This window comes from Frankia sp. ACN1ag (assembly GCF_001414035.1).
Classification (GTDB): Bacteria; Actinomycetota; Actinomycetes; order Frankiales; family Frankiaceae; genus Frankia; species Frankia torreyi.
This window is the reverse complement of record NZ_LJPA01000034.1, coordinates 29,780-54,956: the sequence shown is the minus strand read 5'-3', so window position 1 is coordinate 54,956 and position 25,177 is coordinate 29,780. Positions and strand designations below refer to the sequence as shown.

Sequence of the window (25,177 nt, the reverse complement as noted above, 5' to 3'; positions counted from 1 at the left end):
TGGTAACGTATGCCGCGTTGCCCCAGAGCCCCCGTAGCTCAGGGGATAGAGCACCGCCCTCCGGAGGCGGGTGCGCAGGTTCGAATCCTGCCGGGGGCACGTACAGCATCCTTGCGGTGAAAGGGCCGGGCGGTTGCTGTACGGGGTGCGGAGGTGCCGACGACCACTTCCGCCAGATCCACCACCTGATCAAGATCCATGATCGGGATTTTTATCATTATCTTTACCTCCCGAGACTCAGGGTTGACATGAACGGTGAGCTGCGTGACCTCGTAGAGACGTCGCTGTAGCGCCTCCGGCGTCTTGTCGAGCTTGAACCGAAGCTTCGGCAGCGCGTCGAGAAGGGTAAGGCTGTCGGGTCCGGGCCGGTCAGGCTCAGCCTCGTCAGCCGCATCAAGATCTTCGAGCTGAGCGAGGGCGGCGGTACGCTGCGCGTCGAGCTCGTTATAGCTACGGCGTAGCCCCTGGGTGAACGGGTCCGCCGGGTCGCCGTCCTGCGCCTGACGCAGAACGTTGCCCTGCTTCCGTGTGAATTCGTCGATCGCGCGTTGAAGCCTGCCCTTCTCGGCTGCCCGCTCCTGGGCAGCTCGATCATCGTAGGCGTCGAGTTCAGCGGCCAGCAGGGCCACCCGACTCCGACCAAATACGCGTTCGGTATAGAAGTCCGAGACGGCTCCTAGCAGGATGTCCTCACGGATGCGGACCGTCTTGGGATGGTCGGCCAGCTTGTCATCGCGCCCCCGGTTGTTCGCCTTCGGCCAGCAGATGTAGTAGACGGGGTCCCCGGCTCGGCGGAGGTNACCGGCCATGCGCCGCCCACAGGAGCAGACGATCATCCCGCGGAAGACGTAGGTACGCAGTGTGGCCGGATGGCTGTTGAGTGCGTTGCCCTCCCGAGAGCCCCGCCTGGTCTGCCGCCGGGCGTTGAACTCGTCGAACATCCACTTGGGGATGAGCGGCTCGTGGACGGGCTTGGGTGACCAGACCCACTTCTCCGGGGGATTGACCGCGCCGCGCCGAGAGCGGCTTGCGCGACGGTTGAACACCTGGTAGCCGGTGTACTTGGGATTGCGGAGCAGGTCGGACACCGTGGACTTGGACCAGGCGCCGCGCGCCTGATGCGCCCCGCCGACAGGCTGGGGTGGGGGGTAGCGCTCAAGATCGGCATTGAGCTGGTCCGCGATCGCCCCGTACCCGAGCTGCCGGTGGTAGCGCCAGTGCGCGATCTGGGTAACTGTCTCCCCGCGCGCCCCGTCCGGTTCGAGCCGGTTCTTCGTCGCGCCGCGGTCGGCCTTGGCCGGGTTGGGATGCCGGTAACTCTTGGCCCGGTAGCCGTAGGGCGGCTTGCCGATGTTCCAGCCGTCCCGGACGTGGGTGCACAGTCCACCCCACGAGCTCTCCAGAACCTGCCATGCCTCGTACTCGGCGACGGACTGGTTGATCCNCCGCTGCAGGATCTGCGAGGCCCGCGGCCCGTCGATCTTGATCGGCTCGTTCCAGGCGAACAGCGGAACCCCGGCGCGTTCGAGCGCACGCTCGATGGAGAGGTTCTCGAACATCCGCCTGGCGATCCTGGACATCGACTCGCAGATCACCGCGTCGAAACGGCGGTTGGGATGAGTCGCTTCGGCGAGAAGATCGTCGATGCCTCCGTCGCGGGGGATCGGGATGTCGAAGCGGGAGACGTCGGCGCCGTGGCCGCGCTCCCCCAGCTCCTTCCGCCCGGACTCCACGTCGTAGAAGTGGGACACGATCATCCAGGATTCAGGCAGCGCCGACTTCGCTCGGCCGAGCTGGCGCATCAGCGACTGGCGCGGATCCTGCTGCTCCTCGGTGGAAGTACGCCCAGCGAAGGCGACACGGACCTCCCCTTGCAGGAGCGCCAGCGGCAGCCCGAACGGGGAGACCGCCAGATCCGACAGCGCCGGGTTCGCCGGGTCGGTTGCCTGATTCGCTGCTCCGGGCCCCGGACGGCCTGATCCAGCCGCCCGACGACCATGATCAGTCATGCCGCCTCCTCACCCAGTGCTCCACCATCGGCCGCGCCTTCCCCAGCAGCCCACCGCAGAAGATCGCGAATGACGTCCGCCAGCTCGGCCCGGATCCGGTCAGCTTCCGGGCCGCTGATCGTCTGGACCTCGCCGTAGAACACCCATCGCCGGCCAGTCCGCCCGCCCCCGCCGTCCGCCTCCGTCCGGGAAGGCAGCGCACGGACATCCGCGCCCGGCGCCTCCCTCGGCTCCTCNACCGGGGCGGGTGGCTCCTCGACCGGGACGGCTCCCGTCGGCCCAACCCGCTCGCTCGCCTCGGGGCGGGTGGCATCGCCTCGGGTGGTCTCGCGCGGGTCGTGGTCGTCCGGGCTATCGAGGGGACCGGTGGTGCGGGTAACCGTCATAGAGCCTCCAGAGGTCGGCGGAATGGGCGAGACCGAGGCAGAGGAGGCCAGCAACGGGCAGCCGCTCCCGGCAGGGCACGGGGCAGTATCCGGCTCATTGACGGAAAGAGTAACACCCGGACGGGCCGAAAGGTAACCCGCGAAGCACGGAAAATGCTCCGATCCGGGAATTGATCGCGGGCACAGGCCCGACTGGGAAGGGTGCGGATTACCGCCCGCCGAGGAGTCGGAGGAACGACCGGGAAAAGAGCCGGGTCCGGACTCGGACTCAACCGCCGACAGTCCGAGGGGATGCGGCGGGTCGACGGGCGCCGCCGGCGGCTCCGAGGGCGAGGCCGCAGGCTGCGGGCCCTCTGGCTGCGGCGCCGCAGGGGATGCCGGACCTATGAGGTGTGGGCGCTGTCCGGAGTCAGGGTGGTCAGGGCTGGTGTGGGACGGGTCGGTCACGGGGCGGGTCTCCCTTCCACGCGGCGCGAAACGCCGCTATAGAGGAATCCGCTTCCTGGGCCCAGTTCTGTCAGTCGATCTTCATCGTTGTTGGAGCGTTGTTCTGTACATAACGAGGGGATTGGTGCCCAGCAGGCCGCTGGGCACCAGCGTTTTCGCTTCCCGACTAGTAGGAATGGGGCCCACCCACCGGACCACCAGGTTGAGAGATCAAAATATGGCCTGACATGGATTCACAGCGAAAAATAGTCTGCATGAACTAGTTCATTCGAGTGGTGATCGCTGGGCACGGCGAGCAGCCCAGATGGAGATCGCTGGCAGCCCCGAGCTCAAGCCCGCGGCCCGCACCCAGCAGACGGGCCACACGAGCGCGACGATCATCTCGTAGGCGCCCAGGGACCGTTCGCAGCCGACGGATAGAACCCGGCGCGGCCGGACCACGGACTCGCTGTACGGGCCGGCCTGCGGCCTACGCGAGGGGCGGTCCACCGGCCGAGCCAACCGCAGGCCCCAGCCACGAACAGCGCCGGAGCCAGGCGGCTTGACCGGCCGCCGATCGAGGCCCTATCCAATGACGGGCGGCCCGCAGCCTCAACCGTCCGCAGGGATGAAGTCAGGCATGGACATCGGTCTGCCCGCAGACCACGGAGTCCGGGTCCGGACCCGGACTTTCACGATCGGACACCGGACCGAGCCGTGCCCAGACCGTCGCAGGCGCGGCACGGACCCACGCCGAGCCGCCGATCAGCCGCCGGCTCCGCAGCGAGTCGGCAGCTCCGAGAAGGCCTCACAGCGCCAGTGGAGCCCGAGCCACTGGCGCCACCGAAGGGAAGCAGCTCGGCCGCCGCCGCGGCGACGAGGCTGCGCGATCGCCCACGGCGGCTCGCCACGCCGATGGATCTGGGACCCGGACGCCAGATCCCGCCCTTGGTTGGGCCTGTCGCCCGGCCGCGCTCAGGTGTCGGAGGTCCAGGTCCGCAAGCGCGAGCGATTGTCGATCCCGGTGCGACGATGTGTGCACGGCGATGCGGGTGCTCTTGGCAGACGCTCCTACCCGTTCCGCACTCGGGCAGCAAGGACTGGAGGAGCTGTCACGCACCCTCAGCGAGAAGGCCGGGCGATGCCGGTGGCCGGGCGAGGCTGCCAGCCGATTTCGGCGTAGGTGCTGTTGCCCAGGATGGCGGTGAGCGCGTTCGCGTCCCAGGCGGCCAGTGGCTGTGGGGGTTCTCCTGGAGCGCACCATCGCCGCCCTGTCGACCCGCCGGAGCGAACGTCCGAGGGGACGGGGTGGCCCTGCCAGTGGCCGATGCTGATGATGAGGCCGAGACCAGCGTGGGTGGTGTCGCGGTGGGCGCTGACGTGAGCGAGGAGGAGATCGCGTTCGGCCACCTCGATCCCGAGGACATCGTGGGCCATTCGGACGATCTGCCGGTAGGGCGAGACCTGGAAGGTCAGCACGGTCGATGGCAGCGCCCACGCCCCCGCCGTGGTCCGGACGAGGAGCACCCGGCCTGCAGGGTCCAGCAGCAGTGCATGCGCGGTCATGCGTAGCCGCAGGCCGGACGGGTTCACCGGGCCCTACCCGGCCCGGCACCGCCAGCCGGCCCCTCGTCGGCGGAGGATGCGACGCCGCCATGGCTGGGGCGATGCCAGGCGTCCAGGGCGCGAAGACCGTTGACCACTCGCCGGAGAAGCGCCGGCTCGTCCGTGAACGTGATCGCGACGGCCGGCGGCGGCACCTCACGCGGGGACCGCCTGGGCAACGTCATCGGCGCGTCGCGTGTGGTTTCGAGGCGCGGCCTCTCTGTCCTCTCGATGCCCATTTCCGCCCAGACGATCTTTCCGCGGTCGCGTGCCCGAAACCATCCCCATCGAGTGCTCAGCGCCTCGACGAGCGCGAGCCCCCGCCCGTGTTCCTCATCTGCCTGCGGGGAGATGGGGACGGGCCGGGCGTCGTTACCGTCCCAGGCTTCGATGAGCAGGTGCCTGGCGGTCAGGGTCAGGCGCGTGGCGATGACGTCGCCGGGCGGGCTGGCCTGCACGGCGTTGGTGATCAACTCACAGGCCACCAGCTCGGCGTCCTGGACCTTCGGAGGGTCGAGGTGCCAGCCGCGGAGCGTACGGACGGCGGCGGAGCGCGCCGCCGGTACCGCGGCGGCAACGGCGGCGTAGTGCTCCACCGCAACGAGGACGGGTGAGGGCGAAGAAGAAGAGGTCATGCCGACTCCGGCAGATCGGATGGCGTCCGGCAGGCCCCTCGCAGCGGCGGTGGGCGGCCGATGGATACCGTCAGGATGCGACCACGAACCTCGCATACGCAAGTACGTATGGAAAATACGCCATGGCTTTGGTCTGCTGGCTGTGAGGCAGAGCGCGGAGCCGACGCCCAGGCGAGGAGTAGGGACGACGATGACGACCACACCGGGTCCGACCGTGCGGCGACGGCGCCTCGGCGCCGAGCTACGACGCCTTCGCGAGGCCAGCGAGCTAACCGTCGAGCAGGCCGGCACACACATCCACCGCAGCGGACCAACGATCAGCCGGATGGAGACCGGTCAGTTCCGGTTCATCGCCCGCAACGTCGCCGATCTGCTCGACCTCTACGGCGTCACCGACTCCGACCAGCGCCAGGCACTGCTCGCCCTGGCGAAGGAGACCCGCACCCCGGCCTGGTGGCACTCCTACGGCGACATCGTCCCCCGCTGGTTCCAGGTCTACATCGGCCTGGAAGCCGAAGCCTCAACGATCAGCACCTTCCACGCCCTGCTCGTCCACGGCCTGCTCCAGACCGCCGACTATGCCCGCGCCGTCATCCGCGCCGCCTCCCCCGACATGCCCCTGGCCGACGTCGACCGGGCCGTCGAACTCCGCCTCACCCGCCAGAAGATCCTCGCCACAGACCCACCGACCACCCTGTGGATGATCGTCGACCAAGCGGTGATCCACCGGCACGTCGGCGGCCCACAGGTCATGAAGGCCCAGCTCGAACGACTGATCGACGCATCCGAGCAGCCCGGCACTACGATCCAGGTCGTGCCCTTCGCCGCCGGCGCCCACGCTGGGATGATCTCCAGCTTCACCCTGCTCGGCTTCGCCGACACCGGCGGCGCACCCGAAACCGCCTACCTCGAAGCCCCCACAGGCAGCCTCTACCTGGAGAAGCCCACCGAGGTCCGCCGCTACGAGCACTGGATGAACCAGCTCCGCGGCACAGCCCTCGACCCCGCCGGCTCCCGGCAGATCATCCACACCGCACGCGAGGAGCTGTCGTGACCGACGACCATCCCCAGCCGCTGACCTGGCGCAAGAGCAGCCACTCCGGCGGCACCGGCGGCGAATGCGTCGAGGTCGCCCTCCTCCCCGACGGCGGACGAGCCATCCGCGACAGCAAGCACCCCGACGGCCCCCGCCTGCACTTCACCGCCACCGAATGGGCCGCCTTCCTCGCCGGCGTCCGCGACGGCGAGTTCGACCAGTAGCTGACTCGTCGCGACCGCAATCGAACTCGGAGTGTCCGACCGATCACGACCCTTCAGGGGCTCACCGCTCGTGTGACTGATCGACTCCGACGGCTCCGAGGACCTGTCTTCGACCGGATCACAGGAAGACACCATGTTACCTCGTACTCAGACCTAACGAGCCACACGTGCGAGCAGCCCCGACCCCCTAAGTGCGCGTGACAACGCATCCCGCAGATGCCCCCACGTCAGCACGGGGAAGGTATTGCGGGGAGCTGACGCAACCGGGACGGGGTGGCAGCGTTGAGATGGGGCAAACGGGACGACATGGTGGTCCACGGGTGGGAGCCGTTCAATGTCGAGCCGCCGCCCGCGGCGCTGGCCGATGCGCCGCTCACGCCGGTGGAGGCGTTCTACAGCCGTAACCACGGACCTGTCCCGAGCACGGATCGGGACACCTGGCGGCTTGCCGTGACCGGGCTGGTGGACCGTCGACTCGCGCTGTCACTGTCCGATCTACGCCGCGGTTTCACGACGTGCACGCTGGCGGTGACGTTGCAGTGCGCCGGCAACCGGCGCGCCGGCATGACGGCGATCCGGGAGATCCCCGGGGAGGACCCGTGGCGGGATGGCGCCACCTCCACGGCCGAGTGGACCGGGGTCCGCCTCGCCGATGTGCTGGGCGCCGCGCGCCCGACGGAGCGAGCCGCCCACGTGGCCTTTGAGGCTGCCGACGTCTCGCAGCTCGCCGAACCCCCACAGCCCTACGGCGGTTCGATTCCCTTCGCCAAGGCGATGGGGCCGGAGGTGCTGCTGGCCTGGGCGATGAACGGCCGCCCGTTGCCCGCCGTGCACGGCGGGCCGCTACGGGTCGTCGTACCGGGCTTCATCGGGGCGCGCAGCGTCAAATGGGTCCGTCGTGTCACCGTCCAGGCCGAGCCGTCGGACAACTACTTCCAGGCGGTCGCCTACCGGCTGCTCCCCCCGGGCACCGATCCCGACCGGGCCGGCCCGTCGGACGGCCTGCCCCTGGGGCCCATCGCGTTGAACTGCGCGATCCTGTGCCCCGCCGATGGAGCGACGGTGCCCTCCGGGCGGACGATGGTCCGTGGCTACGCGCTGGCCGGGGAGCACCGGCGGGTCATCCGGGTCGACCTGTCCGCCGACGGTGGAGCGAGCTGGCAGCAGGCGAATCTTGCTCCGCCGGCGGGTGCGTACACCTGGCAGCTCTGGCACACCGACGTCATGCTTCCCCCCGGGGTGGACCCGGAGCTGGTCGCCCGGGCCTGGGACGACACGGGGGCGCTGCAACCCGAATCGGCGGCGGCGCTGTGGAACCCGAAGGGCTACGCCAACAACTCCTGGCCCCGGGCCGCCATCCACACCCTGTCCGAGACCTGAGCTGCCAGCAGGCACCTCACACCGCGATCATCCTCGTGCTCGAGTTCACCCACACCGGCCTGACTCTGCTTGTCCCCACCACCCTCGCGGTTGCCACCGCGACCCTCGCCGTCCACGCACTGCAGCATTCGCCCGCGGGTCGAACGCCAACCGGTGACGTCGAAGGGCTCCTCGTCCAATACGGNAGCCCCCAATACCCCCGGGGGTATTATCGAGTCTGGAGGTGGGCCACATGGAGATGAACGCCGCGATCCTGTCAGACGCGCTGGTGCGCCTGAAGCGCGCACACGGCCAGTTGGGCGCCGTGATCGGCATGATCGAGAGCGGCGACGACTGTGAGCGGGTGCTGACGCAGCTCGCGGCGGTGTCACGCGCACTGGACAAGGCCGGCTTCAAAATCATCTCCACGGGGATGCGCCAGTGCCAGGCCGCGCGCGAGCGGGGCGAGCAGCCGCCCCTGACCGAGGCCCAGCTGGAGAAGCTGTTCATGGCCCTGTCCTGAGCTGATCGGCACACGCGCGGCGCGGGGCGACCCCCCTGCCGCGCCGCCGCGGCAGACCCTCCATATACCCCCCCGGGTATATGGAGGGAATGAGGACCTTGGGGATCGGTGTGGTGGATCCGCGGGAGTGCCCGGTGGGCGGCCATCCCAGGGCAGCCAGGTCCTGGCGAGAAGGGGCCGGCTCCGTGCCCCAGCGCCGGGCCGGCAGGAACGATCAGAAGGAGATCGAGCAGATGAGAGCGGAAACCGACGTCCGGATCGACGTCGAGGTCGTGACGACCTCGACGCTGGGTGACCGCAGCTACCTGGCCCACGACGGGCGGGTCGCGGTCGTGGTCGATCCGCAGCGCGACATCGACCGCGTCCTGGATCTGGCGGGTCGGCTCGGAGTGCGGATCACCCATGTGGCCGAGACGCACCTGCACAACGACTACGTTTCCGGTGGGCTTGCCCTGGCACGGGTGACTGGCGCCCGGTACCTGGTTGCCGCCACCGACGATGTGCGCTTCGACCGGCTACCGATCACGGGCGGCGACGAGATCACCGCGTCGGACACGATGCGGCTGCGGGCGGTGGCCACCCCCGGTCATACCTTCCACCATCTGTCCTACATCCTCGCCGGCCCACGCGGACCGGTCGGGGTGTTCACCGGTGGGTCGCTGCTGTTCGGCACCACCGGCCGCACCGACCTGCTCGGCCAGCGCCACGCCCACACCCTCGCCGAACAGCAGCACGCCTCGGCGCGCCGGCTCGCCGACCTGCTCCCCGACGGCGCGCAGGTCTGGCCGACCCACGGGTTCGGCAGCTTCTGCTCCGCCACCCAGTCCGATGCCACCGCCTCGACGATCGGCGAGGAACGGCAGGTCAATCCGGCGCTGCGGCTGGAGACCGACGCGTTCGTCACCGAGACACTGGCGGGTCTTGACGCCTACCCCGCCTACTACGCGCACATGGGTGCCCGCAACGCCGATGGTGCCGCGCTGGTGGACCTCACCCCGGCCCGCCAGGCCGACCCGGCCGACCTGCGTGCGCGGATCACCGCCGGCGAGTGGGTGATCGACCTGCGCTCACGCAAGGCGTTCGCACACCGACACCTGGCGGGCACGCTGAGTTTCGGCCTGGACGGGCCGATGTCCACCTGGCTGGGCTGGCTGGCCCCCTGGGGAGCACCCATCACCCTGCTCGGCGAAACCGAGCAGCAGGTCACCGACGCCCAACGCGAACTCGCCCGCATCGGCATCGATCGGCCCGCCGCCGCGGCCACCGGTCACCCCGACAGCTGGGCCGCGGGCGAAAAGCAGCGCCTCGCCACGCTCCTTACCGCCACCTTCGCCGACCTCGCCGCCGCCCGCGCCGGAGACCTCCCACCCGGGCTACCGGCGTCGGAGGTCCTGCTCGATGTACGGCTGGGTAACGAGTGGAACGCCGGCCACATCGACGGGGCGATCCACCTTCCCCTGCCCGACCTGCCCNCCCACCTCACGGGCATTCCCGCCGGCACCGTCTGGGTCCACTGCGGCTCCGGCTACCGCGCCGCCGTCGCGAGCAGCCTGCTGCAACGCGCCGGCCGCCGGGTCGTGCACATCGACGACACCTTCACCCAGGCCGCAGACGCCGGCCTGACCGTCACAGATGACGGCACGACCTCGTGACCAGCCCCGCCCCGGCCACACCCGCCACCCTCGGCTCCGGGGCTGACGACGCCGCCCCGACCTGCCCCCACCCATGATCGCCGCCCTGGGTCTCGGCGCGGCGATCGGGATCCTGCTCGGCCTGCTCGGCGGTGGCGGCGGCATCCTGGCCGTCCCCGCCCTCGTCTACGGAGCCGGCCTCACGGTCAGGGCTGCCGTACCGACATCGCTGCTGGTCGTCGGTATCTCCTCAGCCACCGGACTGCTGCCGCGGCTACGCGCCCGGCAGATCCGCTGGCGCATCGCCGCGGTGGTCGGCGCCGCCGGGGCGCTCGCGGCCTTCGCCGGCGCCGCCGTCAACCGGCTGCTCGAACCCCGCGTCGTGCTCATCAGCCTCGCCGCCCTCATGGCTGTCGTCTCAGTCCGCATGCTGCGCCCGGACGGCCAGGCCCGCAGCGACTGCGCCCTGCCAGACGGCGGGATCAACTGGCACGGCTGCCTCCCCAAAGCCATCGCCACCGGCATCATCGTCGGATTCCTCACCGGCCTGTTCGGCGTCGGCGGCGGCTTCCTCGTCATCCCGGCCCTCGTCCTACTCCTCGGCCTGCCCATGCCCGTCGCGATCGGCACCTCCCTCGTCATCATCGTGATCAACTCCGCCGCAGGGTTCGCCGCCCACGCCGGCGACACCGCACTCGACTACCGCATCACCGCCGCGTTCACCGCCACCGCGATCCTCGGCTCCCTGGCCGCCGGCCGACTCGCCACCCACATGCCCGCCAAGCACCTGCGCGGAGCCTTCGCCTACCTCGTCCTCGCCGTCGCGGCCTTCGTCGCCATCCAGGCCGGTATCCACCCTCCCATCAGCTGACCCCAGCCCCGCAGGGGCGATAGCACACGGTCCACGCCGTCGCGCCCAGCATCAGCTACCTCGCGCCTCCGACCAGAAGACTGGCGAGCACTTCGGGAGTCGGTTCAGAGACGCCGGGCGAACCAGACCTCCTCGGCCGGCCAGCGCTGAATCCATGCGTGCGGAAACTCCGGGAAGTCGTCAGTGACCGCATTCGGCGGCACCTCGACCTCGATCAGGTCCTCCACTGCCAGACCGCNCCCCGCCATGAGCCGGATCCATTCGCCGTGCGGCAGCGTGAACTGCCGGTACTTCATGCCCGAGCCGCCGCGCCGTATCAACCGGTGCAAGCCGAACGAGGCGTGCACCAGTCGATCGGTGACCGGCCCCTCCTCCGGCATACACAGGCGTGCCAGGACCGAGTAGGTCAGAAACACCAGCCGGCCGCCCGNCCGCAGCAGACGGGCCGCTTCCGGGATCCACCGGTACGGGTCGCACCAGACCGCCGCACCACACTCGTTGATCACCAGATCCGCGCAGGCGTCGACCAGCGGCACCTGCTCGGCGTCCCCCTGGACCAGCGGGAAGCACGGACCGTACTCGTCCTGCATACGGCGGGCGATGGCCAGCTGCCGAGCCGAGACATCCACACCAACCGGACGCGCGCCGCGGCGGGCGAGCCACGCCGAGACGTACGCACTGCCGCAACCCACCTCAACCGCCATCGCACCAGCCACATCGGCCGGTAGGACCGGCAACCGAGACTGGGGAACGCGCCACATACCCCAGGAAGGCTCGTCCGCGGCCCACCGAGGACGCACGTACCGCTCGATCCAGGCAGTCGGATACTCGTCCCACTGCCGTTGGGTAACCAATACGTGACCATCCATCGCATCCGCCATGGCGGTGATCGTAAGGCGGTCCGCGCTCGGCTGACCGTGGCCCACTGTCATGATCCACCGCCGGGTTTCGCGACCATCGGCCACCCGCGTCTGGGACTTGTGCGGTCGTACCCGGCATGCCGCGGTCTGTATCCTTCGGGCAGGTGTGCCGGGAAGTCTGGTCGGCAGTGCGGTTCTCGTCCCCTCGACCATTGCGCGATCTCGCAGCAGCGGGTGCAGGGCCGACGTGTCCAGCAGGCTGACCGGAGGAGGTTCCCCATGTCCGGCGCGGCGCGTCGTCCCCCCGCGCGCTCTCGTGCGAACAGGGCCGCGTCATCCGCTCGTCTCCGGCTCCTGACCAGACCGTCACGGCCGCAGGCGCAGGATGTGGCACAGGCCCTGCGCAATGAGACGGTCGGCGGACTGCTCCTGCTCGCCAGTGCGGTGGTCGCGGTGGTCTGGGCGAACTCCCCGTGGCGGGACGCCTATCGGTCCTTCACCGGCACGACCTTCGGCCCGCATTCTCTGCACCTGCATCTCGACCTGGCAGGCTGGGCCGCCGACGGCCTGCTCGCCGTGTTCTTCTTCGTGGCAGGACTCGAACTCAAGCGCGAGTTCGTCCTGGGCGACCTGAGATCACCCAGCCGCGCCGCCCTGCCCGTCGTCGCGGCCGTCGGGGGGATGGCCGTGCCAGCTGGCATCTACACACTGGTCAACATTCTCGCCGACGACGGCTCCCTGGAAGGGTGGGCGGTGCCGACCGCGACGGACATCGCCTTCGCGGTCGCCGTCCTGGCCATCATCAGCACCCACCTGCCCGCGGCGCTGCGGTCGTTCCTGCTGACCCTGGCCGTCGTCGACGACCTGCTGGCCATCATCGTCATCGCCGTCTTCTTCAGCGACGGGTTCCACCCGGCGCCGCTCGCCGGCGCCCTGGCCGTGACAGGGCTGTTCGCCCTGGCCGTCAACAAGGACGTCACGAGCCGATGGATCCTGCTTCCGCTCGCCGTCGCGGCGTGGGCGCTCCTGCACGCCTCCAGACTGCACGCCACCATCGCCGGAGTCCTGCTGGGCCTCGCCGTACCCGCCCGCCCCCGGGAGGGCGAGACGACGGGGATGGCCGAACGGTTCGAGCATGCCTGGCGCCCGATCTCGGCGAGCCTCGCGGTGCCGATCTTCGCGCTGACCGCCGCCGGCGTCCACCTCTCCGGTGGCTTCACCGCCTTCGTGCACGATCCCGTCGGACTGGGGGTGGCGCTGGGCCTCGTCGTCGGCAAGCCAGTCGGCGTGCTGGTCGCCACCGTCGGACTGGCCCGCTTCACCCGCGCCGAGCTCGATCCCGCACTGTCCTGGTGGGACCTGCTCGGAGTCGCCCTGCTCGCCGGCGTCGGGTTCACCGTCTCGCTGCTCATCGGCGAACTCGCCTTCGGCGCCGGCAGCGACCGGAACGCCCACGTCAAAGCCGCTGTCCTGGGCGGATCTGTGCTGTCCGCCGCGCTCGCCACGGTCGTACTGCGGATCAGGAACCGCGTGTACCGCGAGATCGAACGGGAAGGGGACCTGGACCGCGCCACAAGCGGCACTCCCGATACCTTCTGAACATCGGGCCCTGGGAATCCGCTGCTGGGCCCGAGGGCCCGCCAGATCGGTCGGGAAGGGCGGTCGGACGCCAGCCCCGCGTCAGGTCGTGCCGTTCGCCTGTTTCCTCGCCACCGGGTCGAGTCTGGCCAGCCAGTCGTTGTAGGCCTGCCAGCTTGCGTCGTCGTCGTCGATGTCAACCTGCCGCGTCGCCGCACCTCCGACGCGGTCGGCGGTCGGTGTTGTTCCGGCGGGTTCGTGGCCGGTGTGGGTGGTGAAGGTGGCGGTGCGGACCTGTTCCATCCAGCCGCGGCGGGCTCGGCGTACCGCTTCGGGTTTGCGGTACCAGGTCCGGAACACCAGGACGATCATCAGGACCATGATGCCGTCGCCGGCGACCCACATGACGCCGCCGCCGGTCTGGGTGTCCAGCAGGGGGCTGCTGCCCCAGCTGTGCGGGGCCATCATGATCGGCGTCCGTGACTGCAGCAGGACCAGGCCGACGAAGGTGTCGACGCCCATGGACAGCACGAGCAGCGCGAGCCGGCCGGGCATGGACAGCCGGCGGCGGATCGGCTCGTCGCCGAACAGCAGCACGAAGAACTGGTATCCGACGACGAGGTACAGCAGATGCTCGAGCTGGCCGAGCNAGGGCCGAGCCATCGCCTGGTCCATGAACCCGGTGAGATGGGTGCCCACGATGGTGATCGTGTAGCAGGTGAACGCGGCCGCCGGGGAGAACAGCACACCGAGCGCACGGGAGCGGATGACGGCGCGGGCCCGGGTGTGAAGCGGGTTGCGGGTGCTGTGCAGCAGGAGGGTCAGCGGCCGGCCCGCGACGAACAGCGACGGCGCCACCATGATCAGCATCAGGTGTTGGGCCATGTGGATGCTGAACAGCGTCTGGTCGTAGACCCCGACGACACTGCTGGTGGACAGGACGACGACGGCGACGCTGGCCAGGAACGCCGCCGTGCGCGGCCACGGCCAGGGTCGGGCCGGGTGCCGCGCCCGGACCCGGGCGACCCCCCACAGGTACAGGGCGGTGACGGGCAGCAGGAAGGCCAGCGCGACCGCGTCGAGCTGCCAGGTGTCCAGCAGCCGGCCCGGGGTGAGTGGGGGCAGCGTGCCGCCCTGGCCCCAGCGGCACCAGGACACCGGCAACACCGGTCCCGGTCGACGTTGCGCGATCCAGGCGGCCAGCGCAGCCACCAGGATGAGGACTACGACAGCCGCCGCACCCGCGACGCCGGCGTGGCGGCCCTTCCGGCGGCGCGCTGGCGCGCCCATGCCGTGTGCGTCAGGCGCCGCCAGGAGCTGCGAGCCCTCGGCCGGGGCGGGCGAGGGGCCGGTGCGGCGGGTATCTCCCGTCATGACTTCGCCGCGGTCACGCGTCGGATCGTCCGGGCCTGATGGCAACGCGTCCTGACCCTTCCCTCGGCGAATCCGCCCCGCTCCCAGGGCATGGCCTTGGACGACGCACGTGGATCGATCACCTGATCGGATGAGTACACACCAAAGATTGTATGATGCAAATATTGCCTAGGTGGTCGTGGGTGAGACCTGACACGGCCTACGCGTTCTCACCGGAACCNCCGGGCGGAGAGGTGCTGCGATGAGCGCAAATGTGATCATCGACGAGGTCCGGTTCCGGTTCGTGTGCCGCCGCTGCCAGACGGCCTGGTGTCGGCGGTACCGGGTGCGGCGATGGCGGGACCACGAGGGCACCCCGTATGAGCTCTACGAGCAGCACGGGATCGCCATGCCCGCACCGAACAGCGGCATCGCGTGTCCCTCGTGCGGGGGTCTGCGGGTGCACGTGGACACGCTGGTCGACCTCGTTCCGCCAGCCGCGGTCTCCCGGCCGTCTCCTCGGATCCGGCTCCGGCGCCGTCCCCCCATGCTCGTGCCGCGGGTGCGCCGCTTCCCCTGAGGGCACGCCGCTGCGGTCGGAGGGTCTCAGCTCCAGCCGCGGGGGTCGTGCCGATCGGAGCCGAATCCTGGATCGGAGTCGGGATCGTCCGGCGCCCACGGTCGATCCGCGGCGTCGGCGGCGACGCAGAGATCGTCGATCTCGCGAGCCAGCGCCAGGAATCCCTCGAAGTCATCGGGCTTGGCCATGGGCACGCACCCCGCGTCCACCAGGCCAGAACGCTGAACCACACCGAGGGGCAGATCCTGCGTGCCGGACGCGGTGAGGACGATGATGAGGATGTTCCGCAGGCGGCGCCTGCGCCGTGCCTGGACGACGAAGCCCTCGGCATCGCCACCCGGGGAGTGCAGATCCAGCAGGATCGCGTCCGGTGGAGCGGGCAGACCCGCCAGCAGGTCGAGGGCACGTTCGGCGTTGCGCACCACGTGAACCTTCCAGGGATACCCGCCCTCATGCAGGGCCTCGTGTAACAGCGCGACGTCGACCGCGTCGTCGTCGACGAGCAGCAGCCGCCGGGACGGTTCCCGGCCACACTCGCTGCTCATGCGCCATCCGGCGCCAGATCCGCGCCAATCCGGTCCGCGCCGTCCTGGGCCACGCCGACGGCTCTCGGTCGGGCGCGGGATCGATGGCCGCCGGTCCGTGGCCTGTCCTCGGGCGGGATCGGAGGTGCCTGTCGGGCGGCGGGCAGGGGGTGGGTGGCGGCGAGCATCGACTGGTGGGTGATCCACCCGACGACATCGTGGTGGCGGGAGTCGAGGACGGCGACACCGCTGCCCGGGGCGTCCTCCAGTGCGTCGAGGCCGTCGGCGAGACTGGCGGCGGTGGTCACCTCCTGCGGCCAGACGGCGAGGTGACCCGCGCTCTGGCCACGTCGGTCGGGATCGTCGAGGGCTTGGGCGACCGCCAGCGCGGTGAGAATGCCCTGGTAGCGGCCGGTGTCGTCGACGAGTGGCAGGCAGCCGTGCGGGGTGCGGGCGAGTGCCGCCGCTGCGCTGTCCAACGGTGCCGCGACGGGCAGGGCCTCGGGTGGCGGGCCGAGCGCGTCGGTGATCGGCCGGGTTCGCAGCCGGCGGGAGCGGTGAGAGGCGCCCAGGTCGACGCCGCGGCGGGTGAGCTTGAGGGTGTAGATCGTGTCGGGGGAGAGCAGAGCGCTGGTCAGCGTGGCGAGTACAACCGCGGCCATCAGCGGCAGGATGATCGTGTACTCGCCGGTGAGCTCGAACAGGATCAGCACCGCGGTGATGGGTGCCCGCGCCGCGCCGGCGAAGACCGCGCCCATGCCCACCAGCGCGTAGGCCCCGACCGGCGCCACCAGATGCCCGCCGGCATCCTGCGCGATCAGGCCGAACGCGGCCCCGGTGGCCGCGCCGACGAACAGCGAAGGAGCGAACACCCCGCCCGACCCGCCGATGCCGATCGTCAGACTCGTGGCGACCATCTTGCCGACCAGCAACAGCGCGAGCATCGCCAGCCCGTACCGCCCGCCCACCGCCCGCTCGAGAACGGGATAGCCCACGCCGTACATCTGCGGCAGCCCCAGCAGGAGAGCGCCGAGAAGCAGCCCGCCCGCCGCCGGCCGCAGCCACTCCGGGCCCCGCCAGGCCAGGTCGCAGCCGTCCTCCACCGCGTAGAGCACACGGGTGAACACCACCCCGACGACGCCCGCGACGACACCGAGCAGCGCGAAGAATGGGTAGTCCAACCCGGTGCGCACGGTGAACGGCGGCAGCGTCAGAAACGGCTGCGAGCCGAGCAACGCCCGCCCGACCACGCTGGCCGACACGGCGGCCAGCACCACGACCCCGAACGCCTCCGCGGTGAACGACGCGAGAATCACCTCACAGGCGAACATCACCCCGGCCAGCGGAGCGTTGAACGTCGCCGCGATCCCACCCGCGGCGCCGCAGGCGACCAGGACAGGCAGCCGCTCGGCACCGACCCGCGCGACCTGACCGAGAGACGAGCCGAGCGCGGACCCGATCTGCACGATCGGCCCCTCCCGACCCACCGAGCCACCCGCACCGATACACAGCGCCGACGCGAGCGACTTGACCGCCGACACCCGCGGCGCGATCCGACCGTCCCGCTCCGCGACGGCATACATCACCTCTGGCACACCGTGCCCGCGTGCCTCTCGCGCGAACCGGTTGATCAACGGGCCGTAGAGCAGGCCACCGGCGACCGGAGCCAGCAGCAGGAACCAGGCGCCCAGACCGGGCACGTGGGGATTGGCCGCGTGGCCGGTGACCGAGCAGTCCGCCCGACCGCAGAACACCTCGGTGAACAGCCTGATCAACCAGCGGAACCCGACCGCCGCAAGCCCCACCCCCGCACCCACCAGAACCGCCAGCACGACCAGGCCGCCCCCGCCGCGCCCCACACCCGTCCCCGCGCCGGAGGGCCACCGGGACCGCATCCATCGGACCAGCACGTTCCGTTCGTCGACCACCCAGCACATATTTGCAGAGTACAAAAGTTGCGGTGCGCGGGTGCGGTGGTGTGGTGAGCACGGGTCCCTGGGATGGTCGCCACGGGCGGTACAACAGAGTCATGAGCGGCACGCCGGACGCCCCCACTCCAGCCGGCACTCCAGACGAGAGCGTGGACGAGGTCACCGACGCCGTCCTCACCGCGTCCCGCCTTCTCGTCGCGGTGTCCGCCCGCTCGCTGACCGCCGTCGGCGAGGACGTCACTCTCCCCCAGTTCCGCATGCTCGTCGTCCTCGCCAGCCGCGGCACCCTACGCGCCGGCGACCTCGCCGACCACCTCGCCGTCCACCCCTCCACCGCCACCCGCATGGCCGACCGCCTCGTCGCCGCCGGCCTCATCGACCGCCTCGGCAACCCCGACAACCGCCGCGAGGTCATCGTCACGCTCACCGCGACCGGCCGACAGCTCGTCGAGGACGTCACCCGCCGCCGCCGCACCGAGATCGCGGCCATCGTCGGGAACATGGACCCCCACCTGCGCGGCAGCCTGGTAGCGGCGCTACGCGCCTTCGCCGCGGCGGGCGGTGAACCAGGAGTCGACTCCAGCCGCGACGCCAGCGCGTTGGGCTGGAGCTGACCAAAGCGACGCCCGATGAGGACCCAGCCGCCGGCGGACCATCCAGAACGGGAGGCAGCGGTCCACGCTGCGGCATGCGACGATCGGCCGGCCGCGCAGGCTGGCGGCCATGACCGTCACGACGCTGTTCCCGCACCGGCTGTCCGGCACCTGGATGGTGCCATGGGCTCGCATCCCGGTGGCAGGCTCCACTCGGGGCCTTGCCCGTGGATCGGGCTACTCGTCTTTTCTGGGGCTTAGGTTGGCGAGGACCTGCGCGGTTCTGAGAGTGGCGGGATGCTGTTCGCCCAGAAGCCGGCTCCGGCGGGTGAGGGTGTCCTCGAGCAGCGTTCGTGCCGGTGCCAGCCGGCCGGCGGCGGCCAGGTCCATTCCGAGGTTGTGCGCGGCCGCGAGGGCGGTCGGATGGTCCGCGCCCACCGTGCGGCGCAGGCCGGCGAGGGTCTGCTCGCCGAGTGTGCAGGCGGCGGCGAGATCCCCGGTGTCCGCGAGTCGCATCGCCAGGTTGTAGGAGGAGGTGAGGGTGTCGGGGTGGTCGTCTCCGAGGATCCTGCGGCGGCGGGCGAGCGTGTCCTCGTCCAGTTCGCGGGCGGCCCGCGGCTCGCCGAGGGCGGCGAGGCGGTTGGCGAGGTTGTTCGCGGAGGTCAGGGTGTCGGGATGGTCAGGGCCGAGGGTCCGTCGCCGACGGGCCAGGATCTCCTCGTCCAGGTCCCGCGCGTCCGTGTGCTGGCCGAGGTCGGCCAGCTTGTTCGCGAGGTTGGCCGCTGACGCCAGGGTGTCGGGGTGGTCCTCGCCGAGGGTCCGTCGCCGACGGGCCAGGATCTCCTCGTCCAGTGCCCGCGCCCTGGCGTACTGGCCGAGGTCGGCCAGTCGGTTCGCGAGGTTGGCCGCCGAGGCCAGGGTGTCGGGGTGGTCCTCGCCGAGGGTCCGTCGCCGACNGGCCAGGATCTCCTCGTCCAGCGTCCGCGCCGCCGCGTGCTGGCCGAGGTCGGCCAGTCTCAGGGAGAGGTTGGCCGCGGAGCCGAGGGTGTGGGGATGGTCGGGGCCGAGGACCCGGCGGCGGCGCCGCAGCGTGTCCTCGTCCAGCGCCCGGGCGGACGCCGGATCGCCGAGCGCGGCGAGGCGCAGGGCGAGCTGGGATGCGGACCGCAGGGTGTCGGCGTGGTCGGCGCCGAGAAGTCGGGTGCGGCGTGCGAGGGTGTCCTCGTCCAGCGCGCGGGCGGCCTTGTGGTCGCCGAGGTCGGCGAGGGCGGCGGCGAGAGTGTGGGCGGCACGCAGGCTGTCCGTGTGGTCGGGCCCGAGCCGGCGCAGCCAGCGCGTGCGGGCCGTCGTGGCCAGGTGTCGGGCGGTCTGTGTCTGCCCGGCGCGGAACAGGTACCAGCAGGTGTCCGCCAGCAACGCGCGGACATCGTCAGGTTCGGTGAGGTCGCCCCAATCGGCCAGCAGCCGCGTGGCTGCCGTGACATGCGGGGTGATCAGGGCGTAGGCGGGCCAGGCGGAGGGGTCGGCCGGGTCGCCGGGCCGCGCGGTGGCGAGCAGTCGCAGCGCGCCCGCTGCTGCCTCGCGTGTCGCGGCGTCGTCGAGGCGGGCCCGCACCAGGGCGGCCACCAGGCGGTGCAGGCGCATCCGGGTGGTGCCGGCGGCCAGCGCCAGCCGGCTGATGGCGACAAGGGTGCGGTAGGTGGTGGACGGGTCGCCGACGATCAGGGCCCCGCTGTCCGGCTCGGCGGTGCTGGCCAGCGGGACGGGTTCGGGCGCGAGGAACGCCACCTGATGGAGTAGCCGGGCGGCGCCGGGATCAGTGGCGGCGAGGCGGTCGACCGCGAGCGAGACCGTGCGGGCGAGGCCGGGGTGGTGCGGGGACGGCTCGTCCAGCAGGACAGTCGGGGTGGCGGCCAGCTCGGCCAGGTAGACGTCGACGGGCATGGTGGTCTCGGCCAGGTAGGCGCCGGCCTGCTCGACCGCGAGAGGGAGGTCCCCGACGGCGTCCCCCAGCCGGTCCGCGTCGGTGTCACCCAGCTCGGCCAGGTGGCGGCGTAACAGGTGGCACGTCTCCGCCCTGGTGAACGCGGCTACCTCGACCAGCTCGATCCCGACCCGGCGCATACCCGGATCCCGGCAGGTCACCAGCAGCCGGCCCGTGGCCGGCGGCAGCAGGGCGGCCAGCGTGTGCGGGTCGGGGACGTTGTCGTAGATCAGCAGCCAGTCCCGGCGCCGGCCGAGCGCGGCCAGCGCCGCGCGGGCCCGCTCGTCGAGGTCGCCGTCGGCAACACGGAGCCGGCGGGCGAGCTCGGCGAGACCGGTCCGCAGCCCGAGGGCCGTCTCGGCGTCGATCCACCAGACGATGCCCAGCCCGCTGCTGTACCGCCAGGCGTACTCCGCCGCCAGCTGTGTCTTGCCGACCCCACCCATCCCGTGCAGCCCCACCGAGCGGCCGTCGCCGTCGCCGTCGCCGAGCAGCCTCTGGTGCAGAGCGGCCAGGCTCTCCTCACGCCCGGTGAACAGCAGATTCCGCGACGGTACCGGCCCCCACACGGGTGGGAGCCGTCCGGGGAAGCTCGGCCCGGCGCCCGTCACCGCACCCGACGCTCGCTCCGTGGGCTGTGCGGCGGGCGGCGGAAAGGACCGGGTGGGCAACGGCGGCGCGGTGGCGGGCTTCCCACGCTCACCGCGGATCGCGGCGAGCAGCCGGCGACGCGCCTCCCCTGCACCGACGCCGAACAGGTCGACGCCCGCCATCTGAGCAAGCAGGCCCGGCTGGGCACAGTCCTCGACCCGCACGACGACGAGCCCGCGTTCCCGCCCCGCCGGATCCGGAGCGAACACCGCCTGCCACTGCGCCTGCGCGAACGCGCAGGACAGATAGGCGGCGGACAGGACCGCCACCGTGCGTGCCGCCCGCTGTGTCGCCTCGTGCGTCCGCGCGACGACGTGCGAACCGGGCCCGAAGTCCCACGCCCGCAGGCAGCTGGTGTATCCGGCGTCCTCGCACTGCCACGCGACCCACTGCGCCCAGTCCTCGTCAGCTGCCGTGTAGGAGACGAAGAGATCCACCTCGCCCGCCGCACCGACCATGGTCGACAGCCTGCCATCACCATCCGGATCATCTCGGCCCGCCACGCGTTGGACTGCCGGGTTCCGCGCCGTGGTACCGGGCGCTACGGCTCACGGCCCGGCGTCGCGGGGCCAGTTAGCCTGGCCTTCGTGGGTGATCGCCACACCGCACGCGGAGGCATTCATCGAGGATGTGACGCGGCGTCCGCGACGGCGAGTTCGACCAGTAGCGGTCCCCGGCGGGCGTCTCGAGGGTGCGAGCAGAATGTGGCGAGGCGGCCTTCGCCGCCCCGTGATGTCCGGCGCGGTGGGGGTTGGGCTGGTCGGCGCGCCGTCTCGCAAGGAGAAGACAGACAGCGGCCGTGTTGGTGCGACACCGTTNGGCCTTGGCGTGGATGGTCGCTGTCGCCGTGCGCGGCCTGCGATCCCGACGACCTCCCTCGGCGTTTCTGAGCGACAGGGTGGCTTTGGCTGCTCGGCAGCTGTCGAACGACGGTTTCGCGCTGTATGGGAATGTCGGAGTGTGGCCGTGAGGGCCAGATTCGGAGGTGACGTGTGGACACGTCGGTCGTGGAAGCTCTCATCCGGAGCCGGAACCTGAGCGGTGGCCGCCTTCGGGGACTGGTGGCGGCCGTGGCCGCGATGTCCCCGGATCGTCTACGTGACCTGGCGGATCGCTCCGATCTGGATTTGGATGCTCGGGCGAATCTGGTCCGTGCCGCCCGGGGGTATGACGTCGTCCCGATGCTGGAGCGTTGGCCCGCTGACGTCGGTCTCGTCGAGGCGGCGGAAGCAGCCCATGGGGCCGCGCCGTCGTTGGTGGTGTACTGCGCCGCTCAGGGCTGGCTGGTGCAGGCGCGCGAGATGGCGGCCAGGCTGCGGCCCGATGACGTGGGTTCGGTTCCTCCGCTGTGGGAGCGGCAACTCGGCGCCATGATTCCTGACGACGTTCGCTTGCGGTTGCTCGACGCGCTGATGGTGCCCCGCGAGCGTCCGACCGAGTTGGCAGAGAGAACTGATCGTGAACGAGACGAGGTCCTGAAGCGGCTCAAGGCGCAGGAACAGCGTCGCAAGCACATGATCTGGGACTTGCTCGAACCCGTCCCGCACCTGTGGACCGGCCTGGCCCAGGACAGCGAACACGCAAAGTCCGTCCGGTCGGTCCTGCTGGAGTATCCAGAGGAACTTCCCGACGACGTTCTGGCTGCGTGCCTACCGACGGTGACCATGGACGATCGGCGCACAGGGTCGAAGGAGACGCCCAGCCGGCTGGAGGGCGACCTGCGTATGTTTATCGCCGCGAGGCATGCCCGCCGCCGACCCCGACTCCGCGTGGTCGCGGCGGACGTGCTGCGCCAGATCGCTCAGGACGCTGTCGATGATGGCTGGACGCCGCGGCCCAGGCACCTCGGGCCGGACTGGTCGGGCATCGCAGACCTCGCCGTGCTGACGGACGATCCGGTTCTCCTGTCGGAAGCCGCGGTAGCCGCCGCCGAACCAGCGCGACCCGCATCGCCGATCGCCCGCTACTACCCCGACATCCCCGACGAGGCCCTTCAGCGCAGCAACGCCGTCGTGGCGCTGGCGGCCAATCCCGCGACACCCCGCGCCGAACTTGCCGCGCTCCTGCCAACGTTGGACGAGCAGACGTTGCGGCGAGTGCTGGAACACGCCGACGAGGACCTCGCGCAGTCCTGCCGCGTCCAGCTCGACCGGCTCCACCAGGAGGCTGTCGCCCACCAACCCCGGTACGTCGCCGTTCCCGGGGACGACGAGCTGGCCGACAACGCTGACCCGGTCGCAGTTCTTCGTGATCACACACGTTATCTCCGCGGCCCGGCCGCGCAGCGCGACGTCACCGCCGAGGGCCTACTCCGCAGCCACTACACCACACCCGAACTCCTGGGTCTCATCCCCGCCCGCCGCGTGCTCGGCTACGCCGGCCGAGCCGAGCAGATCGCGGAAATGATCATCGAGGTCTGCGGCGACCAGCTCGACCGATGGGAGGCATTCGCCGCCGCAGCGCAGGCGAAACCGCCAGCCTCGATGACCTTCAAAGCGTGGCTGGCGCAGCTCACCGACCCGAGCTGACTACCAAGACCCAGCGCCCTGCTCCCTGGCCTGGCATCGGGCGCCACCTTGCTGACGGGCTGACCATGACGGAAGCGATCCGGAGCGGAGATCGAACGTCGCGAGGCCAGTACGCCAAATTGCTTGCCGCACCCTAGTCGAGGAGAGAAGATGAGAACGCGACTAGGTCTAACGAAGGGTGGGCCCATGGTGCTGCGGCAGTTGGCGATCGAGGAGTGCAAGGACGGCTTCACCTGCCCGGGCGTCTGGGTCGACGACGACGATCCGGATCATGTCATCATCGTCGGAGTGGTGCGGGACNATCCGTCGCCGGTGCCAGTTGGCCCTGGTGAGGTGGCTGTCCGATTGCGGCGGCAGACTGTCCGGGACGCGGGGTTGTGAGGCGGGTGCGATCGTGGATCTGGAGGAGCTAGACCAGACAGTGCGGCGGTCTCAGATCTCCGCCTTCCGGCTGGAGACGCTCCCGCAGTACCTCACCCTGACCGATCAGGAGGCCGCCGAGTTCGAGGCATGGCAGACCGGTCGGCCGTTGCCCTTGCCGACTCCGCAGACCAGCCCGTGGCTGGCCCGGCTCCAGAGCACGATCGCCGGCGGCTACCGCTGGTACCGCGTGCACATCATGGACCACCCGCTGTCGGACTACTCCCGGTTCGAACTGCACGGCTATCAGGCCAACGCGCGGGCCGGCGAGGAAATCTACATCGCGGATCGGCATGCTCATCGCGNCCTCGACGGTCTGCGGCAGGACTTCTGGCTGATCGACGAAGAGGTCGCCGTCGTGATGCACTACGACGACGAGGGCCAGTTCCTGGAGTTGGAGCGCGCCGTCGACNCGGCACCCTATCGGCGGATGCGTGACACGGCGCTCGGCCATTCCGTGCCTCTCACCGACTACCTTGCGCGCGCTGGGCTTCGGCTTACTGCATGACTGATCGGCCCGTCGATCGGCAGGAACTCGCCGCCGGACTGCGCGCTTTGCGGCTCGATGCCGGCATATCCACCACCGTGCTCGCGGTCACCCTCGGCTGGTCGCAGTCGAAGGTGTCCAAGACCGAACTCGGACGCACCACCCCGGCACCGGCCGACGTCGAGGCCTGGTGCGCCGCCACCCAGGCGACCGCCGACATCCGCGGTGACCTGATGCGTCGCGCCGAACAGGCTGCCCACCAGGCCGTGGAGTGGCGCCGCGAGCTCGCGCCAGGTCGGCGCCGCAAACAGGAGGAGATCGCGCGCCTCGAAGCCGGAGCGTCTGTCATCCGTGTCTTCTCCCCCGACATCGTCGTGGGCCTGGCGCAGATCCGCCCCTACGCCGAGGCGGTGTTCCGCCTGGGCCGGCCGATCAGCACCGCCGAGGAGCCGGACGAGACGGCGGTCGATGCGCGGCTTGCCCGCCAGGCGGTACTCGCCGACCCACGCAAACAGTTCCAGCTCCTCATGGGCGAGACCGCCCTGCACCGCCAGCTCGTCCCACCACGCGTGCTGCGTCACCAGCTCGAGCACCTGCTCCAGCTCGCCTCCCAGGCGAACGTCGTCGTGGGGGTCATCCCGTTCGCCGGACCGGAGCGGGTGCATCAATACCACGGCTTCGCGGTGCTCGGTGAGCCTGGCGTGGACGACGAGGCGCTGGTCCTCGCCGAGACCGTCACCCGAGGCGTCACCGTGCGGTCGACCGAGGAAGTCGCCGAGTATGTCACCCACTTCGACGGGCTACGGCAGGGAGCCCTCGAAGGCGAACAGCTCGCCGCGCTCCTCCAGGCACAGATCTCCCGACTCGACACCCCTCCCATCTAGTCTTGAACTTGCACCTAGGCTGAGACTAGATTCATCCGTAGCAACCGGGGCCCGTAGGCCTGGTGGGCAGCTCGGCGCGTGAGGATTTCGACGCTCGTA

The 25,177-nt window shown here is 70.6% G+C and carries 20 protein-coding genes, 1 tRNA gene and 7 pseudogenes; 16 read left to right on the top strand and 12 right to left on the bottom strand.

Translation table 11 applies throughout. From position 1 onward, the window contains the following. Positions 1 to 27: 27 nt before the first annotated feature. Positions 28 to 99: transfer RNA gene (locus UK82_RS24805), tRNA-Arg, on the top strand. Between the two features lie 623 nt (positions 100 to 722). Here the strand turns inward: UK82_RS24805 and UK82_RS43335 are convergent. The 5 genes and pseudogenes from UK82_RS43335 to UK82_RS31925 all read right to left on the bottom strand — a co-directional run. Continuing rightward, positions 723 to 799 (bottom strand): annotated as a pseudogene (locus tag UK82_RS43335) (hypothetical protein); the annotation flags it as partial. Position 800: 1 nt separating this feature from the next. Then, positions 801 to 1,184: recombinase family protein (locus UK82_RS43330; RefSeq protein WP_396230644.1), on the bottom strand; the 384-nt coding region annotated here is incomplete at its 3' end. Between the two features lie 261 nt (positions 1,185 to 1,445). Beyond that, positions 1,446 to 2,009, bottom strand: a 564-nt coding sequence (locus UK82_RS34440; RefSeq protein WP_236706397.1) for a recombinase family protein, incomplete at its 3' end; no start/stop codon positions are given. A 1,934-nt stretch (positions 2,010 to 3,943) separates the two neighbouring features. Next, on the bottom strand, positions 3,944 to 4,387 hold the full coding sequence (locus tag UK82_RS24785) for a hypothetical protein (protein ID WP_055409689.1): 444 nt from the start codon (positions 4,385 to 4,387) through the stop codon (positions 3,944 to 3,946). Positions 4,388 to 4,410: 23 nt separating this feature from the next. Further along, on the bottom strand, positions 4,411 to 5,061 hold the full coding sequence (locus UK82_RS31925) for an ATP-binding protein (RefSeq protein WP_161849167.1): 651 nt from the start codon (positions 5,059 to 5,061) through the stop codon (positions 4,411 to 4,413). Between the two features lie 190 nt (positions 5,062 to 5,251). Here UK82_RS31925 and UK82_RS24775 point away from each other — a divergent pair, with 190 nt between their 5' ends. The 7 genes and pseudogenes from UK82_RS24775 to UK82_RS24750 all read left to right on the top strand — a co-directional run bounded on the left by UK82_RS24775 (position 5,252) and on the right by UK82_RS24750 (position 10,705). Next, a complete protein-coding gene (locus UK82_RS24775; protein WP_055409652.1) occupies positions 5,252 to 6,115 on the top strand; it encodes a helix-turn-helix transcriptional regulator in 864 nt (287 codons plus the stop codon). After that, positions 6,112 to 6,321, top strand: coding sequence for a DUF397 domain-containing protein (locus tag UK82_RS24770; RefSeq protein ID WP_055409650.1), 210 nt, complete (start codon positions 6,112 to 6,114; stop codon positions 6,319 to 6,321). Before UK82_RS24775 ends, UK82_RS24770 begins: the two co-directional genes overlap by 4 nt. A 306-nt stretch (positions 6,322 to 6,627) precedes the next feature. Beyond that, positions 6,628 to 7,701, top strand: coding sequence for a sulfite oxidase (locus UK82_RS24765; RefSeq protein ID WP_055409648.1), 1,074 nt, complete (start codon positions 6,628 to 6,630; stop codon positions 7,699 to 7,701). Positions 7,702 to 7,933: 232 nt separating this feature from the next. After that, complete coding sequence (locus UK82_RS24760) at positions 7,934 to 8,203, top strand: metal-sensitive transcriptional regulator (RefSeq protein ID WP_055409687.1); 270 nt, start codon at positions 7,934 to 7,936, stop codon at positions 8,201 to 8,203. A gap of 233 nt (positions 8,204 to 8,436) precedes the next feature. Beyond that, positions 8,437 to 9,675 (top strand): annotated as a pseudogene (locus UK82_RS42100) (MBL fold metallo-hydrolase); the annotation flags it as partial. A 1-nt stretch (position 9,676) separates the two neighbouring features. After that, positions 9,677 to 9,855 (top strand): annotated as a pseudogene (locus tag UK82_RS39955) (MBL fold metallo-hydrolase); the annotation flags it as partial. A 73-nt stretch (positions 9,856 to 9,928) separates the two neighbouring features. Further along, complete coding sequence (locus UK82_RS24750) at positions 9,929 to 10,705, top strand: sulfite exporter TauE/SafE family protein (RefSeq protein WP_055409646.1); 777 nt, start codon at positions 9,929 to 9,931, stop codon at positions 10,703 to 10,705. Between the two features lie 431 nt (positions 10,706 to 11,136). Here UK82_RS24750 and UK82_RS39950 read toward each other — a convergent pair. After that, positions 11,137 to 11,586 (bottom strand): class I SAM-dependent methyltransferase (locus tag UK82_RS39950; RefSeq protein ID WP_236706396.1); only part of this gene is annotated, 450 nt, incomplete at its 3' end. 258 nt (positions 11,587 to 11,844) lie between these two features. On the opposite strand from UK82_RS39950, the gene nhaA reads away from it, so the two are divergent. Continuing rightward, complete coding sequence (gene nhaA, locus UK82_RS24740; RefSeq protein WP_083507355.1) at positions 11,845 to 13,164, top strand: Na+/H+ antiporter NhaA; 1,320 nt, start codon at positions 11,845 to 11,847, stop codon at positions 13,162 to 13,164. Positions 13,165 to 13,245: 81 nt separating this feature from the next. Here nhaA and UK82_RS43325 read toward each other — a convergent pair. Beyond that, positions 13,246 to 13,792: pseudogene (locus tag UK82_RS43325) on the bottom strand (cytochrome c oxidase assembly protein); the annotation flags it as partial. Between the two features lies 1 nt (position 13,793). After that, positions 13,794 to 14,433, bottom strand: a 640-nt coding sequence (locus UK82_RS43320) for a cytochrome c oxidase assembly protein (RefSeq protein WP_396230642.1), incomplete at its 3' end; no start/stop codon positions are given. 325 nt (positions 14,434 to 14,758) lie between these two features. On the opposite strand from UK82_RS43320, the gene UK82_RS24730 reads away from it, so the two are divergent. Next, complete coding sequence (locus tag UK82_RS24730) at positions 14,759 to 15,076, top strand: hypothetical protein (RefSeq protein ID WP_152990012.1); 318 nt, start codon at positions 14,759 to 14,761, stop codon at positions 15,074 to 15,076. Between the two features lie 26 nt (positions 15,077 to 15,102). Here the strand turns inward: UK82_RS24730 and UK82_RS24725 are convergent, their stop codons facing one another. Both UK82_RS24725 and UK82_RS24720 read right to left on the bottom strand, forming a co-directional pair. Beyond that, positions 15,103 to 15,621: a response regulator gene (locus tag UK82_RS24725; RefSeq protein ID WP_055409640.1), complete on the bottom strand. Its 519-nt coding sequence runs from the start codon at positions 15,619 to 15,621 to the stop codon at positions 15,103 to 15,105. Further along, positions 15,618 to 17,495: a chloride channel protein gene (locus UK82_RS24720; RefSeq protein ID WP_083507356.1), complete on the bottom strand. Its 1,878-nt coding sequence runs from the start codon at positions 17,493 to 17,495 to the stop codon at positions 15,618 to 15,620. Before UK82_RS24720 ends, UK82_RS24725 begins: the two co-directional genes overlap by 4 nt. Before the next feature lie 134 nt (positions 17,496 to 17,629). Between UK82_RS24720 and UK82_RS24715 the strand changes: the two genes are divergently transcribed. Continuing rightward, positions 17,630 to 18,145: a MarR family winged helix-turn-helix transcriptional regulator gene (locus tag UK82_RS24715; RefSeq protein ID WP_055409637.1), complete on the top strand. Its 516-nt coding sequence runs from the start codon at positions 17,630 to 17,632 to the stop codon at positions 18,143 to 18,145. 216 nt (positions 18,146 to 18,361) lie between these two features. On the opposite strand, the pseudogene UK82_RS43315 reads toward UK82_RS24715, so the two are convergent. Both UK82_RS43315 and fxsT read right to left on the bottom strand, forming a co-directional pair. Next, positions 18,362 to 19,080 (bottom strand): annotated as a pseudogene (locus UK82_RS43315) (tetratricopeptide repeat protein); the annotation flags it as partial. A gap of 1 nt (position 19,081) precedes the next feature. Next, the coding region (gene fxsT, locus UK82_RS24710; RefSeq protein WP_236706393.1) for an FxSxx-COOH system tetratricopeptide repeat protein at positions 19,082 to 21,217 on the bottom strand (2,136 nt) is incomplete at its 3' end. Positions 21,218 to 21,940: 723 nt separating this feature from the next. On the opposite strand from fxsT, the gene UK82_RS24705 reads away from it, so the two are divergent. The 5 genes and pseudogenes from UK82_RS24705 (at position 21,941) to UK82_RS24690 (ending at position 25,078) form a co-directional block, all read left to right on the top strand. Then, on the top strand, positions 21,941 to 23,287 hold the full coding sequence (locus tag UK82_RS24705) for a hypothetical protein (RefSeq protein ID WP_152990011.1): 1,347 nt from the start codon (positions 21,941 to 21,943) through the stop codon (positions 23,285 to 23,287). Positions 23,288 to 23,615: 328 nt separating this feature from the next. Then, positions 23,616 to 24,012 (top strand): annotated as a pseudogene (locus UK82_RS43310) (DUF6879 family protein); the annotation flags it as partial. 1 nt (position 24,013) lies between these two features. Beyond that, positions 24,014 to 24,119, top strand: a pseudogene (locus UK82_RS43305) (DUF6879 family protein); the annotation flags it as partial. Position 24,120: 1 nt separating this feature from the next. After that, positions 24,121 to 24,215, top strand: a 95-nt coding sequence (locus tag UK82_RS43300) for a hypothetical protein (protein WP_396230643.1), incomplete at its 5' end; no start/stop codon positions are given. Then, the gene (locus UK82_RS24690; protein WP_083507354.1) at positions 24,212 to 25,078 is read left to right on the top strand and encodes a helix-turn-helix transcriptional regulator; all 867 of its coding nucleotides are present in this window, start codon (positions 24,212 to 24,214) and stop codon (positions 25,076 to 25,078) included. The genes UK82_RS43300 and UK82_RS24690, both read left to right, overlap by 4 nt. Positions 25,079 to 25,177: the final 99 nt, after the last annotated feature.

Coding starts and splice junctions, on each gene's coding strand:
- UK82_RS24760 (WP_055409687.1), top strand. CDS start 7,934: ATGGAGATGAACGCCGCGATCCTGTCAGACGCGCTGGTGCGCCTGAAG.
- UK82_RS31925 (WP_161849167.1), bottom strand. CDS start 5,061: ATGACCTCTTCTTCTTCGCCCTCACCCGTCCTCGTTGCGGTGGAGCAC.
- UK82_RS24725 (WP_055409640.1), bottom strand. CDS start 15,621: ATGAGCAGCGAGTGTGGCCGGGAACCGTCCCGGCGGCTGCTGCTCGTC.
- UK82_RS24715 (WP_055409637.1), top strand. CDS start 17,630: ATGAGCGGCACGCCGGACGCCCCCACTCCAGCCGGCACTCCAGACGAG.
- UK82_RS24720 (WP_083507356.1), bottom strand. CDS start 17,495: ATGCGGTCCCGGTGGCCCTCCGGCGCGGGGACGGGTGTGGGGCGCGGC.
- UK82_RS24775 (WP_055409652.1), top strand. CDS start 5,252: ATGACGACCACACCGGGTCCGACCGTGCGGCGACGGCGCCTCGGCGCC.
- UK82_RS24750 (WP_055409646.1), top strand. CDS start 9,929: ATGATCGCCGCCCTGGGTCTCGGCGCGGCGATCGGGATCCTGCTCGGC.
- UK82_RS24785 (WP_055409689.1), bottom strand. CDS start 4,387: ATGACCGCGCATGCACTGCTGCTGGACCCTGCAGGCCGGGTGCTCCTC.
- UK82_RS24690 (WP_083507354.1), top strand. CDS start 24,212: ATGACTGATCGGCCCGTCGATCGGCAGGAACTCGCCGCCGGACTGCGC.
- UK82_RS24705 (WP_152990011.1), top strand. CDS start 21,941: ATGCTGGAGCGTTGGCCCGCTGACGTCGGTCTCGTCGAGGCGGCGGAA.
- nhaA (WP_083507355.1), top strand. CDS start 11,845: ATGTCCGGCGCGGCGCGTCGTCCCCCCGCGCGCTCTCGTGCGAACAGG.
- UK82_RS24765 (WP_055409648.1), top strand. CDS start 6,628: ATGGTGGTCCACGGGTGGGAGCCGTTCAATGTCGAGCCGCCGCCCGCG.
- UK82_RS24730 (WP_152990012.1), top strand. CDS start 14,759: ATGAGCGCAAATGTGATCATCGACGAGGTCCGGTTCCGGTTCGTGTGC.